At 63.3% G+C, this 15111-nt stretch carries 11 protein-coding genes (1 of these 11 only partly in view); 8 read left to right on the plus strand and 3 right to left on the minus strand.

What is annotated here, in order from left to right:
• The 7 genes from ASG68_RS23355 to ASG68_RS23385 all read left to right on the plus strand — a co-directional run.
• Window positions 1–521: the 3' portion of an ornithine cyclodeaminase family protein gene (locus ASG68_RS23355; RefSeq protein WP_062586482.1), read on the plus strand. 421 nt of this gene lie to the left of the window's left edge; only the last 521 of its 942 coding nucleotides appear in the window; its start codon lies off the left edge, out of view; it ends in the stop codon at window positions 519–521.
• Between the two features lie 133 nt (window positions 522–654).
• Window positions 655–1893, plus strand: coding sequence for an ABC transporter substrate-binding protein (locus ASG68_RS23360; protein ID WP_062585889.1), 1239 nt, complete (start codon window positions 655–657; stop codon window positions 1891–1893).
• A gap of 31 nt (window positions 1894–1924) precedes the next feature.
• The gene (locus tag ASG68_RS23365; RefSeq protein WP_156373589.1) at window positions 1925–3595 is read left to right on the plus strand and encodes an ABC transporter permease; all 1671 of its coding nucleotides are present in this window, start codon (window positions 1925–1927) and stop codon (window positions 3593–3595) included.
• On the plus strand, window positions 3596–4255 hold the full coding sequence (locus ASG68_RS23370; RefSeq protein WP_062585893.1) for an ATP-binding cassette domain-containing protein: 660 nt from the start codon (window positions 3596–3598) through the stop codon (window positions 4253–4255).
• A 5-nt stretch (window positions 4256–4260) separates the two neighbouring features.
• The gene (hrpB, locus tag ASG68_RS23375; protein ID WP_062586485.1) at window positions 4261–6720 is read left to right on the plus strand and encodes an ATP-dependent helicase HrpB; all 2460 of its coding nucleotides are present in this window, start codon (window positions 4261–4263) and stop codon (window positions 6718–6720) included.
• Between the two features lie 31 nt (window positions 6721–6751).
• Window positions 6752–8056 (plus strand): ActS/PrrB/RegB family redox-sensitive histidine kinase, encoded by a 1305-nt coding sequence (locus ASG68_RS23380; protein ID WP_162243525.1) that lies wholly within the window; start codon window positions 6752–6754, stop codon window positions 8054–8056.
• Window positions 8057–8131: 75 nt separating this feature from the next.
• A complete protein-coding gene (locus ASG68_RS23385; protein ID WP_062585897.1) occupies window positions 8132–8698 on the plus strand; it encodes an ActR/PrrA/RegA family redox response regulator transcription factor in 567 nt (188 codons plus the stop codon).
• 10 nt (window positions 8699–8708) lie between these two features.
• On the opposite strand, the gene ASG68_RS23390 is transcribed toward ASG68_RS23385, so the two are convergent.
• A complete protein-coding gene (locus ASG68_RS23390) occupies window positions 8709–9242 on the minus strand; it encodes an MmcB family DNA repair protein (protein ID WP_062585899.1) in 534 nt (177 codons plus the stop codon).
• Between the two features lie 181 nt (window positions 9243–9423).
• Here ASG68_RS23390 and ASG68_RS23395 point away from each other — a divergent pair, with 181 nt between their 5' ends.
• A complete protein-coding gene (locus tag ASG68_RS23395; protein ID WP_062585901.1) occupies window positions 9424–10086 on the plus strand; it encodes a L,D-transpeptidase in 663 nt (220 codons plus the stop codon).
• 708 nt (window positions 10087–10794) lie between these two features.
• On the opposite strand, the gene ASG68_RS23400 is transcribed toward ASG68_RS23395, so the two are convergent.
• Both ASG68_RS23400 and ASG68_RS23405 read right to left on the minus strand, forming a co-directional pair.
• Window positions 10795–12969: a malate synthase G gene (locus tag ASG68_RS23400; RefSeq protein ID WP_413814040.1), complete on the minus strand. Its 2175-nt coding sequence runs from the start codon at window positions 12967–12969 to the stop codon at window positions 10795–10797.
• A 98-nt stretch (window positions 12970–13067) separates the two neighbouring features.
• On the minus strand, window positions 13068–15068 hold the full coding sequence (locus ASG68_RS23405) for a hydantoinase/oxoprolinase N-terminal domain-containing protein (protein ID WP_062586489.1): 2001 nt from the start codon (window positions 15066–15068) through the stop codon (window positions 13068–13070).
• Window positions 15069–15111: the final 43 nt, after the last annotated feature.

The following is a 15111-nucleotide window of genomic DNA, read 5'->3' on the forward strand; positions in this document are numbered from 1 at the left end:
TCGAGGCGCATGCATCCATTCGCCCCATCAAGGAGGTGTCGATCTGGGCGCGCGATCCGCGCAAGGCGGCAGCGACCGCCAGCGAGATCAGGATTCCCGGCGTCACGGTTTCCGTCGCTGATGATATCGAGGCCGCTGCCCGCGAAGCCGATATCATTTCGTGCGCTACCCTGTCGTCCGAGCCGCTGATCCGGGGTGAGTGGCTGAAGGACGGCGCGCATCTCGATCTCGTCGGCGCCTTCAAGCCGAGCATGCGCGAATCCGACGACCGGGCGGTCGAGCGCGCAACATTGTTCGTCGATACCCGCGAGGGAGCGCTCAGCGAGGGCGGCGACCTCGTTCAGCCGCTGAAGGCAGGCGTGATCAAGGCGAGCGACCTGCAGGCGGATCTGGCCGAACTGGCAAGCGGCCGGCATGCGGGCCGCAGCCACGCCGATGAAATCACCCTGTTCAAATCGGTCGGCGCGGCACTGGAAGATCTCGCCGGCGCGATCCTCGCCTTCGAGACCTTGCGCGGCTAGGTCTCGTACAATGAGGCCGGCGTCGGGAAAGCGCCGGCTGTCACCGCATCGTGATGAAACCGGACAGCGTACCCCGTTGACGGATCAGTGCCCCGGCTTAGGCTGAGGGTCTTTCGACACGGGTGGAGGCATCATGGTCACGTCAATCCGGCGCCTTCTGGCGGCAGCGTCACTCGTCGCTTTGGCCGGGCTTTCCAATATAAGCATCGCGGGCGCCACGGATGCAGCCAGGTGGGATGAGGTGCTGACTGAAGCGCGCGGGCAAACCGTCTATTTCAATGCCTGGGGCGGATCGGAAAACATCAACGCCTATATCCGCTGGGCAGGCGACGAAGTGAAGGCGCGATTCGGGGTCACCGTCGTCCAGGTCAAGCTCGACGACACAGCCAAGGCGGTCTCGACAGTGCTGGCCGAGAAAACCGCCGGCCGCGACAAGGACGGCTCGGTCGACCTCATCTGGATCAACGGCGAGAATTTCGCCGCTATGAAACGGCAAGACCTGCTGTTTTCGCCAGGCTGGGCGACGAAGTTGCCAAACTGGCCACTTGCCGACATCCGCAACCAGCCGACGATCACCACCGATTTCACCATTCCGACCGAGGGGCTGGAAAGCCCGTGGGGTGCGGCCAAGCTGGTGTTCTTTCATGACGAAACCCGAACGCCGAAGAACGAGCTGCCGGATTCGACGTCCGGTCTTCTCTCCTGGGCAAAGGCACATCCAGGGAAATTTTCCTATCCGCAGCCACCGGATTTCATGGGCACGACGTTCCTGAAGCAGGTGCTGAGCGAGACGATCGCCGACAAGGCGAAGCTGCAGAAGCCGGTCGACGAAACGACATTCGCCCAGGATACGGCACCGCTGTTTGCCTATCTCGATCAGCTCAATCCTCTGCTCTGGCGCAAGGGCAAGGCTTTTCCGCAAAACTATCCGGACATGAAGCAGAAGCTCGCCGATGGCGAACTCGACATCATCTTCGCCTTCAACCCCGCAGAAGCGTCGGCAGGGATCGCCGCCGGGGAACTGCCGAATACGGTCCGGTCCTTCGTCTTTTCCGGCGGCACGCTGGGGAATACGCATTTCGTGGCCATTCCCTACAATGCCAAGGCCAAGGCCGGCGCACTGGTTCTGGCCAATTTCCTGCTGTCGCCGGAAGCCCAGCTTCGCAAACAGGATCCGAAAATCTGGGGCGATCCGACGGTTCTGGACATGGCCGCGCTTCCGGACGCGGACAGGGCGGCGTTCCAGGCGCTCGATCTGGGCGTCGCGACGCTGTCGCCCGACAGGCTCGGTCCCGCCTTGCCCGAACCGCATCCGGACTGGATGACCCGGATCGAGGCGGAATGGATCAAGCGGTATGGGGCGGCAAACTGAGCAGGTTCGGCTGCGGAAAGATGCTCACAGGATGAGACGTTCCGCGCTCTCCGATATCGTTCTCGTCTGCATCGGCCTTCCGGTCTTGTTGGGACTAATCGGCACGATTGCTCCGGCTTTCGGCTACCTGCCTGCGCTCGGCGGCAATCACCTGACTGTCGAACCGTTCCGCATGCTGCTCACCGAACCGCATCTTCTGCGTTCCGCGCTGATCAGTCTTACGACCGGGCTGGTGACGACGGCGGTATCATTGGTTCTGGTGATGTTGTTCACCGCCGGTTATGCGGGAACGCGGACATTCTCGCGCATCCAGCATCTGGTGTCGCCGCTTCTGTCCGTCCCACATGCGGCCGCCGCATTCGGGCTTGCCTTTCTCGTCGCGCCGTCCGGCCTGCTGCTGCGGCTCGTTTCGCCGGGGCTGAGCGGGTTTACGAGCCCACCCGACTGGCTCATCCCGCAGGATGCCTTCGGATTGACGATGATGGCGGGTCTCATCGCCAAGGAAATGCCGTTTCTCTTCCTGGTGACGCTGGCGGCCCTGCCGCAGGTGCCGCTTGCCCAGACGCGGCAGCTGGTGGCGAGCCTCGGATATGGCCGCGTTCGCGGCTTTCTCGTCGGAATCTGGCCGCTCGTTTACCGGCAAATCCGCCTGCCGGTCTTCGCGGTGATCGCCTATGCGACGTCGGTGGTTGATGTCGCCGTCATTCTCGGGCCGAGCCTGCCGGCACCGCTTTCGGTGCGCATCGCCGACTGGATGACGGACAGCGATCTCGGCATGCGGTTTCTGGCGTCGGCCGGCGCTGTGCTGCAACTCGGCGTGACGGTTGCGGCAATGGTCTTGTGGCGGATCGCCGAGGCGGCGGGCAGCGTCCTTCTCCGGTCCATGTCGAAATCCGGACGTCGCGGGACCGACGACCGCCTGGTTCGCTGGAGTGCCTGCGCCGGCATGGCGCTGTCGGCGGCAACCGTCTTTTCGGGTCTGCTGGTTCTGTTGCTGTGGTCGATTGCCGGTCTCTGGCCGTTTCCGGCCGCACTCCCCCAAAGCCTGACCTTGCTCCCCTGGATTCGCGCCTTGCCGCAGATTGCGACTCCGATCCTGATGACGCTTGCCCTTTCAGCCGGCGCGGGCGCAATCGCCGTCCTGCTGGTGATCGGCCTTCTCTGGCAGAATCGGTTTCAGGGTCGTCGCGCCTTTCAGCTTGTTCTCTATATGCCGCTGATCGTTCCGCAGATCTGTTTCCTGTTCGGTATCCAGATTTTCGGTCTAATCCTCGGGCTGCAAGCCTCCTTTCCGTTGCTGCTGTTCGTCCATCTGATCTTCGTGCTGCCCTATGTCTTTCTTTCGCTGTCGGCGCCCTGGCAGGCGCTTGACACACGTTACGAGCAGATGGCCGCCGCACTCGGGGCCGGTCCGTGGCGGATCCTGCTGCGTATTCGCCTGCCGATGCTGACGCGCGCCTGGCTGACGGCCTTCGCGATCGGCTTTGCGGTTTCCATCGGGCTCTATCTGCCGACGCTCTTGATCGGCGCCGGGCGGATCACCACCATCACCACCGAGGCCGTCGCCCTGTCCTCGGGCGGCGACCGGCGGGTCATCAGCGTCTATGCATTGCTGCAGGCGCTGTTGCCTTTCATCGGATTTCTGATTGCGTCGCTGGTGCCGCGCTTGCTATTCCGCCACCGGCGCGTAATGAGGATTTGAATGAACCCGGACGGCAAGACAGACGGCCTGCAGCTCAGGCAGATAGCGATCAGCCTCGCCGGCAAGCCCCTGCTTAGTCTGTCGGCAACCGTTCGCCCGGGCGAAATTCTTGCTGTCATGGGGCGGTCCGGCTCCGGTAAGTCGGCCCTGCTTTCCTATCTCGGCGGCTTTCTTGATCCTGCCTTTGCCGCCAGCGGGGAGATTCTGATTGACGGCAGAGATCTGACCGAGATTTCCGCCGAAAAGCGCGGGGCTGGCATGCTGTTTCAGGATGCCCTGCTGTTTCCGCATCTCTCGGTGGGCGACAATCTCATGTTCGGCCTGTCATCGACCATTCGCGGTGCGAGCGAGCGGCGTCGTCTGGTCGAACAGGCCCTCGTCGAAATCGAGCTCGGCGATTTCTTCGACCGGGACCCGGCGACGCTTTCGGGTGGTCAGAAGGCTCGCGTGGCGCTGCAGCGGACCTTGCTGTCAGCACCGCGCCTCCTGCTGCTCGACGAACCCTTTTCAAAGCTGGACGCCGATCTCCGGCAACAAATTCGCGATCTGGTTTTCACGCGGACAAAGGCGTTGAAGCTGCCGGTCGTGCTGGTTACCCATGATCGATCGGATGCGCTTGCCGCTGGCGGTCAAACGATCACCATCGGGAGCGAACCGTGAGTACGATCGAGACCCTGCCCGACCTGCCGGTGCGCGCCATCCTGCCTGCGCTCGGCGAAGCCCTGGCGAAATCACCGGCCGTGGTCCTGTCTGCACCGCCCGGCGCCGGCAAGACGACCCTGGTGCCTTTGTTTCTCCTGAGCCAGGACTGGCGCGGCGATGGGCGGGTCATCCTGCTCGAGCCGCGCCGGCTGGCTGCTCGCGCCGTCGCGGGCCGCATGGCGAGCCTGCTCGACGAAACCGTTGGGGAAACCGTCGGCTATCGGATGCGCCTCGATAGCCGGATATCGGCCAGAACGCGGATCGAAGTGGTGACCGAGGGCGTCTTTGCCCGCATGCTGCTGGACGATCCGGAACTGCCCGGCGTGGCCGCCGTGCTGTTCGACGAATTTCACGAACGTTCGCTCGATGCGGATTTCGGGCTGGCGCTGGCGCTGGATGTGCAGCAGGCGTTGCGCGACGACCTGAAACTGATCGTCATGTCGGCGACGCTGGATGTCGGCCGTGTCCAGCAGTTGCTGGGCAATGCCCCCGTCATTGAAAGTCTTGGCCGCAGCTTTCCGGTGGATGTGCGCTATCAGGAACGACCGCCTACCGAACGGATCGAGGATGCAGTGACCCGCGCGATCGTCGAGGCGCACCGGACGGAAACGGGCTCGATCCTCGCTTTTCTGCCGGGACAGGCCGAAATCGCCCGCACCGCCGAGCGACTGGAGGGCCGGTTCGGGCCGGAAACCATCGTCACGCCGCTGTTCGGCAACTTGAGCCAGAAGGAGCAGGACGCGGCGATCCGTCCGGCTGCAGTCGGCACCCGCAAGATCGTGCTGGCGACCTCCATCGCCGAAACCTCGATCACCATCGACGGCGTGCGCATCGTCATCGACAGCGGCTTGCAGCGCTTACCGGCCTTCGAGGCATCGACCGGCATTACCCGGCTCGAGACCGTGCGGGTTTCGCGCGCATCGGCTGACCAGCGGGCGGGGCGTGCCGGGCGAACGGAGCTGGGCATCGCGATCCGGCTGTGGCATCAGGGCCAGACGGCAGCCCTTCCGGCCTTCACGCCACCGCAGATCCTCGCAAGCGATCTCTCCGGGCTGGTGCTCGATCTCGCCCATTGGGGCGTCACCGACCCCTCCGGTCTTGCCTTTCTGGATCCGCCGCCAACTACGACCTGGCAGGAGGCAAAGGCGCTTCTGGTCCAGCTCGGGGCGCTCGATGCGAGCGGAGCGTTGACGGCGCGCGGCAAGCAGATCAGGCAACTGGCCTTGCCGCCCCGCCTTGCCGCAATGGCCGTATCCGCGGCCGGGGATGGCCAGGCGGAGGAAGCCTGCCTTCTCGCCGTTCTGCTGACCGAACAGGGATTGGGCGGAAACAGCATCGATCTCGAGGATCGGCTTCGCCGCTTCAAGACGGAGCGCGGCGATCGGGCTGAAGCCTCCCGTGGTCTTGCCCGGCGCATGGCGAAATCCCTGAGCGCCGGAAAACAATCCGGCGATCCCGTGCAGCCGGGCGTTCTGCTGATGCAAGCCTTTCCGGATCGGATTGCGCTGCAACGGGGCGGACGCGGTCGATTCGTCATGGCCAACGGCCGCGGTGCGGAATTGCCGGACACCGAACGGCTGGCGGGCAGTGCGATGATTGTTATTGCCGATCTCACCGGACGCGCCGGTGGCCAGCGCATTCTCGCGGCAACCGAAATTTCCCGCTCCGATGTCGAGGCGGATATGCCGCAGGCGATCGTACGCGAAGACCAGACCTTCTTCGACCGGCCGAGCCGGCAGGTGCGTGCCCGGCGGGTAACCCGGCTCGGCGCCATCGTCTTCGAAGAGTCACCGCTGCCCAAGCCGAAGGGCGAGCCAGCCGCAAGGGCGCTGGCCGAAGGCGTGCGCCAGCTCGGTCTTGCCGTGCTCCCCTTCTCGAAGGAAGCGGCGCAGCTGCGCGACCGGATCGGCTTTCTCCACCGCACGATCGGCGAGCCCTGGCCGGATATGTCAGATGACGCGCTGCTGTCTCGCATGGATGAGTGGTTCATTCCGTTCCAGGGCGAGGCGCGCGGCATCGACGACATCCATTCCGGCACCCTGTCCGAAGGCCTGCAGGCGCTGGTGCCGCAGGAGGTCTCGCGTGATCTTGCTCGCCTCGCACCGACGCATTTCGAGGCACCGACCGGCCAGCGGCACCCGATCCACTACGATGGCGACGAGCCGTTGCTTTCGATCCGCGTGCAGGAACTGTTCGGGCTGAAGACGCATCCGGCCATCGGCGGCGGGCGCCTGCCACTGCTGCTGGAACTGATATCCCCCGGCCACAAGCCGATCCAGACAACACGCGACCTGCCGGGTTTTTGGGCCGGCTCCTGGAAGGACGTGCGCGCCGACATGCGCGGCCGTTATCCGCGTCATCCCTGGCCTGAAGATCCGGCCAATGCCGCTCCGACGACACGGGCGAAACCGCGTGGTACATGACAGGATAATGCGCACCATGACAGGAACCCGGATGACAACGGCAGCACTCGAGGCAGACGATTCGACCACAAGCCGGGTCCTGCGCCTGCAAACCATTGTCCGCCTGCGCTGGCTCGCGGTCGGCGGACAATCGATCGCGGTGGTCATCGTCGCCTTCTGGCTCAGGTTCCCGCTGCCGCTGATTGCCTGCTGCTCGCTGATCGCGTTTCTCGCCTGGGTGAATGCCTATCTCACCATCCGCTATCCGCCGACGCACCGGCTGCAGCCGCCAGCCGCCTTCGCGCTGCTCGGCATTGATCTTGCCCAACTGACAGCCTTGCTGTTCATCACCGGCGGTCTATCCAATCCCTTCGCGCCGCTCGTCTGCGTGCCGGTGATCATTTCCTCGACCTCACAGCCCAAATGGCACAGCATCGCGCTCGCCAGCCTTGCGCTGGTCGGCGTGACAGCACTCGCCTTCTCGCCCTTTCCGCTGCCCTGGTATCCGGGTGTGGTGCTGATGGTGCCGTCGGTCCTGACCGCCGGCTTCTGGTTCGCCATCGTCTCGACTACGGTCTTTGCCGCCTTCTATACCTACCGTGTCTCGCTGGAAGCCAGCGAGCTGTCGGAAGCGCTGGCAGCAACCGAACTGGTGCTGCAACGGGAAAAGCACCTGTCGCAGCTCGATGGCCTTGCCGCCGCCGCCGCACACGAACTCGGCACACCGCTCGCGACCATCAGCGTCGTGGCCAAGGAAATGGAGCGTGAACTCGGCAACGACCCGCGATTCGGCGAGGACGTCCACCTCCTGCGCAGTCAGAGCGAACGTTGCCGTGACATCCTTCGCCGGCTGACAACGCTGTCCTCGGAGGACGAAGCGCATATGCGCCATCTGCCGCTGTCCTCGCTGATCGAGGAGGTGATGGCGCCGCATCGCGAATTCGGCATCCAGATCAAACTGGTCGAAAAGGGCAACCGCGCCACCGAGCCGGTCGGCGCCCGCAATGCCGGCATCCTCTATGGGCTGGGCAACCTTCTGGAAAACGCGGTCGATTATGCCAAGAAGGAAGTGACGGTCACCGTCAACCACACGGCGGAGATCGTCTCGGTGACAATCGAGGACGATGGTGACGGCTATGCGCCCGACATCCTGAGCCGTATCGGCGAGCCCTATGTGACCAAGCGGCAGAAGGATGACAGCGCCGGCGGCCTCGGCCTTGGCCTTTTCATCGCCAAGACGCTGCTGGAGCGTTCGGGCGCCAAGCTGACCTTCGAAAATGGAGGTCCAGAACGGCCCGGTGCGCGCGTCAGCGTCGAATGGCCGCGCATTCTGATGGATGTTAAGCTCGGAAAATGACTTTACGGCGTTTGGAACCGCGAATAAGCGACGCTACATAGAATCAGCAGGACGACTGCATTCAAGGATGACGACATGACGGACAAACTCAGCGAATCCGATGCCGCTTTGATCGGTCAGGACACCACGCTTCTGATCGTGGATGATGATGCGCCCTTCCTGCGTCGCCTGGCCCGCGCCATGGAAACGCGCGGCTTTTCCGTCGATATCGCCGAATCGGTCGCCGAGGGCATCGCCAAGGCCAAGACCCGGCCGCCGAAATATGCCGTTGTCGATCTCAGACTCGGTGACGGCAGCGGTCTCGATGTGATCGAGGCGATCCGCGCCCGGCGCGACGATACCCGCATCATCATGCTGACCGGTTATGGCAATATCGCCACCGCCGTCAACGCGGTGAAACTGGGCGCTGTCGACTATCTCGCCAAGCCGGCCGATGCCGACGACATTTTCGCCGCCCTCGTCCAGCGCGCCGGAGAGCGCGCCGAACCGCCGGAAAATCCGATGTCAGCCGATCGTGTCCGCTGGGAACATATCCAGCGTGTCTATGAAATGTGCGAGCGCAACGTTTCCGAGACCGCGCGCCGGCTGAACATGCATCGCCGTACGCTGCAGCGCATCCTGGCGAAACGCGCGCCTAAGTAAGGATCACTGGCTAAACGTCGCCGTCGAGCGAGCCCGAGACGATCTCCTGCATGCGTGGGCTGGTGTCGCCGGCGCGATCGGCGGACCATTCGGCCAGCATCAGGCGTTGTGCCGCAACACGGGCGAAATTCAGCGAGACCGATTTGCGTGTCGGCGCGGCCAGCCGGTGTTCCGGCGCATCGCGGACCATTTCCGCATCGTAGCCATCCGACAACAACAGCCCGCATTCCTCCGGGAAGATATCGAGCGGCACGCCATTGTGCGTCGCAAAGAACAGCCGGTCGGAATGCATCCGGTAGTCCGGCCATTTGCGATCGACCCGAAAATCCTCGATCGAGGTCTTGATCTCGACGATCCAGATCTCGCCCTTGGGGGAAATCGAGATCAGATCCGCCCGCCGTCCGCTGGCCAGGGTCAGTTCCGGCAGCACCGCATGGCGCATTTCATGCAAGAATCGCTGCACCCCGCGACGCACCATCAGCGCGCGCTGCGACTGACGCCCGTCGATCAGGGGACTGTCGTTGTGGATAGAGAGAATCGCCATGCATTAAAGTCTGGCATAACCGGGCTTTTGTTGCAAAAAAACACTCCGTGGGGAATTCGATCTGTCCGGATGAAATGCTGCACCGCATTCACTTGCAATCGGGATATTAATCGAAAATAAACCATAATCACTGATGGTCGAGACGACCCAGATATTCTTAACTTCCTTTTAAGAGACACCCATGCGCTTCCGCAATGCAGTCCTGCTGTGCAGCCTCGCGGCCACCCTCGCCGTGTCCGGTTGCTCCACGACGCCGATCACTCCCGTCGGTGAAAAAGTCGCAACGAACCAAATCTTCTCAGACGGTTATGGCCCGGTCGAAGATCACGGATATGCGCTGCCGGCGATCCCGATCAACAAGGTCAACGAGCGCTTCCATCGCCAGATCGTCGATTACGCGACGGACGAGAAGCCGGGCACGATCGTCGTCAACACGCCGAATCGCTTCCTCTATTTCGTGCTGCCGCGCGGCAAGGCCGTTCGCTACGGCATCGGCGTCGGCAAGGCTGGCTTTGCATGGGAAGGCCGCGCCTATGTCGCATGGAAGCAGGAATGGCCGACCTGGCATCCGCCGAAGGAAATGGCTGTTCGCAAGCCTGACGTCGCGCAATATGTCGAAAACGGCATGGGTCCCGGCCTGCGCAACCCGCTCGGCGCACGCGCCATGTACCTCTTCAACAATGAAGGCAAGGACACGCTGTTCCGCATCCACGGATCGCCGGAGTGGTCCTCGATCGGCACGGCTGCCTCTTCGGGCTGCATCCGCATGATCAACCAGGACATCATCGATCTCTACGCCCGCGTCCGTCCGGGCAAGAACACCATGGTCATCGTTCAGCAGTAAGAGCTGCGCTTTGTTGCAGAGACTTTCAGATCCCCGGCTTGTCCGGGGATTTTTGATTCGGCAATACGTACGGGTTCGCATCCACACGACGGATCACAGCCTGCGTTTTTCAAAGAGCATGGAGAGCGCACGCGAAAGCGAAACCTCTCAAGTTAAAGTTAGTGTGGCTTCGCTTCCGCGTGGCCTTTGGCTTGTCTCGGGGCTTCCGGCCCCTACGAATGGCGATCCTGTCTCGCTGCATCCCGGCATTTGCGCCCGGACTTGCATGGCTCGACCAAACCGCGGCCTGGAAGCAGCGGGGGAGACATTTTTAAAGCGGTTACCCGCTTCGGACACCATCCCCTGCATCGAAGACCGCACGTTACGGCCGCCGCTACAGGCACCAGCTCCCACCTGCCCGCGACCGTCTCGCGAAACACTCCGGCGATGGAGGCGTCATCAGTATGGGGTGGATATTCTTGGCGGGGATGAGCGGGGATGATTTTTTGTGAAGAATACAGTTGCTCACGGCGTCGTTGCGGGTGTGGAATCTTCTCTCCGGCGGCAAGCTCCGTCGTCCCCTCTCCCCGCCTGCGGGGAGAGGGCTAGGGTGAGGGGCAAAGCTCTCCTTCGCAAAGGTGAAGCCCCTCATCCGCCCTTCGGGCACCTTCTCCCCGCACGCGGGGAGAAGGGAAGTGCAAGTAACGCAACCGTCTAACGTTGATTCGCCTATGCCGCCTGGCTCGCCTTCAGTTCCAGCCGGCGGCGATGCAAGACCGGTTCGGTGTAGCCGTTCGGCTGTTCGCGTCCCTTGAGGACCAGTTCGAGTGCGGCCTGGAAGGCGATGGAGCCGTCGAAATTGCCGGCCATCGGCGTGTAGGCCGAATCACCCGCGTTCTGTCCGTCAACGACCGCTGCCATGCGCTTCATCGTTTCGACGATCTGTGCTTCGGTGACGACCTTGTGGTGCAGCCAGTTGGCCATGTGCTGGGCGGAGATGCGCAGCGTGGCGCGGTCTTCCATCAGGCCGACATTGTTGATGTCGGGAACCTTGGAGCAGCCGACGCCCTGGTCGATCCAGCGGACGACATAGCCGAGAATGCCTTGGGCATTGTTGTCGAGCTCGCGCTGGATTTCCTCCGGCGTCCAGTTCGGCCGCGAGGCGACCGGGACGGACAGGATATCGGAGAGCTTTGCCCGCGCGCGGCTCTTCAACCCGGACTGGACCGCAGCGACATCGACCTTGTGATAATGGGTGGCATGCAGGGTCGCTGCCGTCGGCGAGGGAACCCAGGCGGTATTGGCACCGGCCTTCGGATGCGCTATCTTCTGTTCCAGCATCGCCGCCATCAGGTCCGGCATGGCCCACATGCCCTTGCCGATCTGCGCATGGCCGGACAGGCCGCAGGCTATACCGATATCGACATTCCAGTTTTCATAAGCGCCGATCCAGGCCGCCTGCTTCATGTCGCCCTTGCGAATCATCGGACCCGCTTCCATCGACGTGTGCATCTCGTCGCCGGTGCGATCGAGGAAGCCGGTGTTGATGAAGACGACCCGCTCCTTGGCGGCGCGGATGCATTCCTTGAGGTTGACCGTCGTGCGACGCTCCTCGTCCATGATGCCCATCTTCATCGTATTCGGGGCCATGCCGAGCGCCTGCTCGACGCGACCGAAGATTTCCGAGGCGAAGGCGACTTCGTCCGGGCCATGCATCTTCGGCTTGACGACATACATCGAGCCTTCGCGCGAATTCATCCGGCGGCCATTCGGGCCGATATCATAGAGCGCGATCAGGGCCGTGATCATTGCATCCATGATGCCTTCCGGAACCTCGTTTCCATCACGGTCGAGGATGGCCGGATTGGTCATCAGGTGGCCGACATTGCGAACCAGCATCAGCGAGCGGCACTTGACCGTGAAGGGCGAGCCATCCGGCGCCGTATAGGTAAAATCGCTGTAGAGCTTGCGCTCGACGGTCTCGCTGCCTTTCCGGAACGTCTCCTTGAGATCGCCCTTCATCAGGCCGAGCCAATTGCGATAGACGAGGATCTTGTCCTGCGCATCGACGGCGGCGACCGAATCCTCGCAGTCCATGATCGTCGTCAGGGCCGCCTCGAGATTGACCCCGGCAATGCCGGCCGGATCGGTCTTGCCGATCTCCCAGTCGCGATTGAGGATGATCTCGATGCCGAGCCCGTTGTTCTTGAGCAGCAGATGGCGCCAGCCGTCGTGTTCCGCATGACCAGCATATTGCTCCGGCCGCTTCAGCGAAACTGCCCGGTCGCCGGCTGTCAGGCGCAGTGCCGCGCCGGCCTCGATCTCGGTGACATCGGCCCAACGGGCGCCATCGAGTGGTGCGGCCTCGTCAAGGAAGGCCTTGGCCCAGGCGACTACCTTCTCGCCACGAACCGGATTATAAGCCTTGCCCTTTTCCGCGCCGCCTTCCTCGCTGATGACATCGGTGCCGTAGAGCGCGTCGTAGAGCGACCCCCAGCGGGCATTGGCGGCATTCAGCGCATAACGCGCATTCATGACGGGAACGACGAGCTGCGGGCCGGCGAGGACGGCGATCTCGGGATCGACATGGCTGGTGGAGACGGAAAAATCCGGACCTTCGGGCAGGAGATAACCGATCTCGCGCAGGAGGGCTTCATAAACGGCCATATCGACCGGTGCGCCGTTCTGCCGGTACCAGGCATCCAGCTGTTCCTGCAGCGCATCGCGCCTGGCAAGCAGGGTGCGGTTCTTCGGGGCCAGATCATGGACGATCTCGGAGAAGGCGGCGAAAAAGCCGTCGGCATCGACGCCCGTTCCCGGCAATGCCTCGGCAACGAGGAAATCGTGCAGGTCCGCATCGATTGCCAACCCGTGTTTTTCTATCCGGCCCATGACCAACTCCATGAATTAACGCTTAAAGTGGGGAGGCGCGCAGTCTCTCACGGATTCGCTCCCAGTCAATGCAGCGATAATGCGAAGAATTATTTCCGAAAAAGAAAAGATCAATCGTGGGCAACGCGTGGACGGCCGCTGGCAACGGCGGTGAAGCGGGCTTCCACCAGCTTTCTGTTGCCTTCGATCTCGGGCGCATCGACATCCTCGCGGATCACCACGACCGGCTCCTCCGCGCCATTCGCCTGCGCCGACTGGAGAGCCGCCGTTTCCGCCCGTTCGCGGGCGAAGGAGAACGCTTTCTCTTCATCAGTGAACCGGCTGCTTGGCCCGGCGCCGTTGACGATGAAGATACCTTCCTCCGGCACCGTGACGAAAACGATCACCGATGTCCTGATCTGGCCGACCACGGCACCCACCGCATTGGCCACACCGGCCTCTTCGGGAATACGGGATTCGGCTCCGAGCATTTCGGCGATCGCCGGATAATAGACAGGTGCCGAAGCACCCAAGCCCACCAGCGGACGATCGAGCGCCAGCGAAAAATTGACGATGCCCTTTTCCCGCTTCAGCGCCCGATCGACCGCGACCGAAATGGCAGGATCGATCGAAGCGTCGTCTTCCGCCAAGCACGAGGACAGGATGACTTCGGCCGATTGCCGCGTCAGCCGGGCAACGATCATCTCCGACAGGTCTTCGGGCGTCGATGCGATCGGGCGGCCGGACCCGTCGCGGGTGCGGGCGGCAAGTTCGGCGCCGAGCCGGGCAGCCGTGGCATTCCACTGGCCCTGGCGGCCGAGCACATGCATGGCATCCGATGGCGTCAGCCCGCAGATATGCACGAGGCCGCGCGCGACCAACCTGTCCAGCGTCGCCTTCTGCAGCGTGCTGGCCAGGAGGTTTTCCAATGCAACCGGCACGGCACCGATCCGCTCGTAAAGGGCCTGTTCCTGCGGCTGCAGGCCGCTCGCCAGATGATCGGGAAGGCCGGTGCGAACAGCGAAGCGGCCATCGTGACGACCAACATGGGCGGTGCGCAACTGTCGTTCGAGCGCCGAGATCACCGCATCCGGATGCTGCGCGGCGGCAAGGCTCAACGGCAGGAACCGGCGCGGGCCGAGATCGATCGTCGCTTTCAGGCCGCGATCGTTGATTCGCACTTCCGAATCACCGCCGAGACCGAAGGTACGCATGGCGACCGCCTCGACCATGGTACGGAAACCACCGACCACCGCACCTTCGCCATCGAGCCTTGGCCGGCCCTGATCCAGTACCGCCACATCCGTCGTCGTGCCGCCGATATCGGACACCACGGCATTGTCGAGGCCGGTCAGGTGGCGTGCGCCGACGAGACTGGCGGCGGGGCCGGAGAGGATCGTCTCGATCGGTCGCAGTCGCGCCTCGGCGGCGGAAATCAGCGCGCCATCACCGCGCACGACCATCATCGGCACGTCGATGCCGCGCGCCTTGAGGAAGCCCTCGCAGGCGCTGATCAGCCGATCGATCATCGAGACAAGACGGGCATTCAGAAGCGTCGTCAGGGCGCGGCGCGGCCCGCCGAGCTTGGAGGACAGTTCGTGGCTGCAGGTGACCGGCAGATGCGAGACCTCGCGGATACGGTCGCGCACCCGCTGCTCATGAGCCGGATTCCGAACGGCGAAATAGCCGGCAATGGCAAAGGACGAGACCTGGCTGGAGAGCTGCGGCAGGGCTTCGTCCAGCGCGGTCATGTCGAGCAGGGTCTCGCCGCCATGGACATTATGGCCGCCGGGGAGGAAGATCACCGGATCGGAACCCAACGCCTCCTGCAGGCCGTCGCGCTTCAGGTCCTCCGGACCAAAGCCGATCATCACAAGACCGGCGCGGCCGCCCTGCCCTTCCACCAGCGCATTGGTTGCCAGCGTCGTCGAGAGCGAGACCAGGCCGATGGCCGAGACCGGCACCTTGGCCTGTTCCAGAACCGCCTCCACCGCGCCGCCAATACCGACGGAAAGGTCGTGGCGCGTCGTCAGCGCCTTGGCCTTGGCGACCACCCCGGCCGTTTCGCTGAACAGAACCGCATCGGTGTAGGTTCCGCCGGTGTCGATACCGAGAAGAAGATGTTCAGTCACGAGAGGTCCATTCAGGCAGCGCCGGAAACCCGGCTTCAAAGGA

It is taken from the genome of Rhizobium sp. Leaf453 (genome assembly GCF_001425605.1).
Taxonomy (GTDB): domain Bacteria; phylum Pseudomonadota; class Alphaproteobacteria; order Rhizobiales; family Rhizobiaceae; genus Pararhizobium.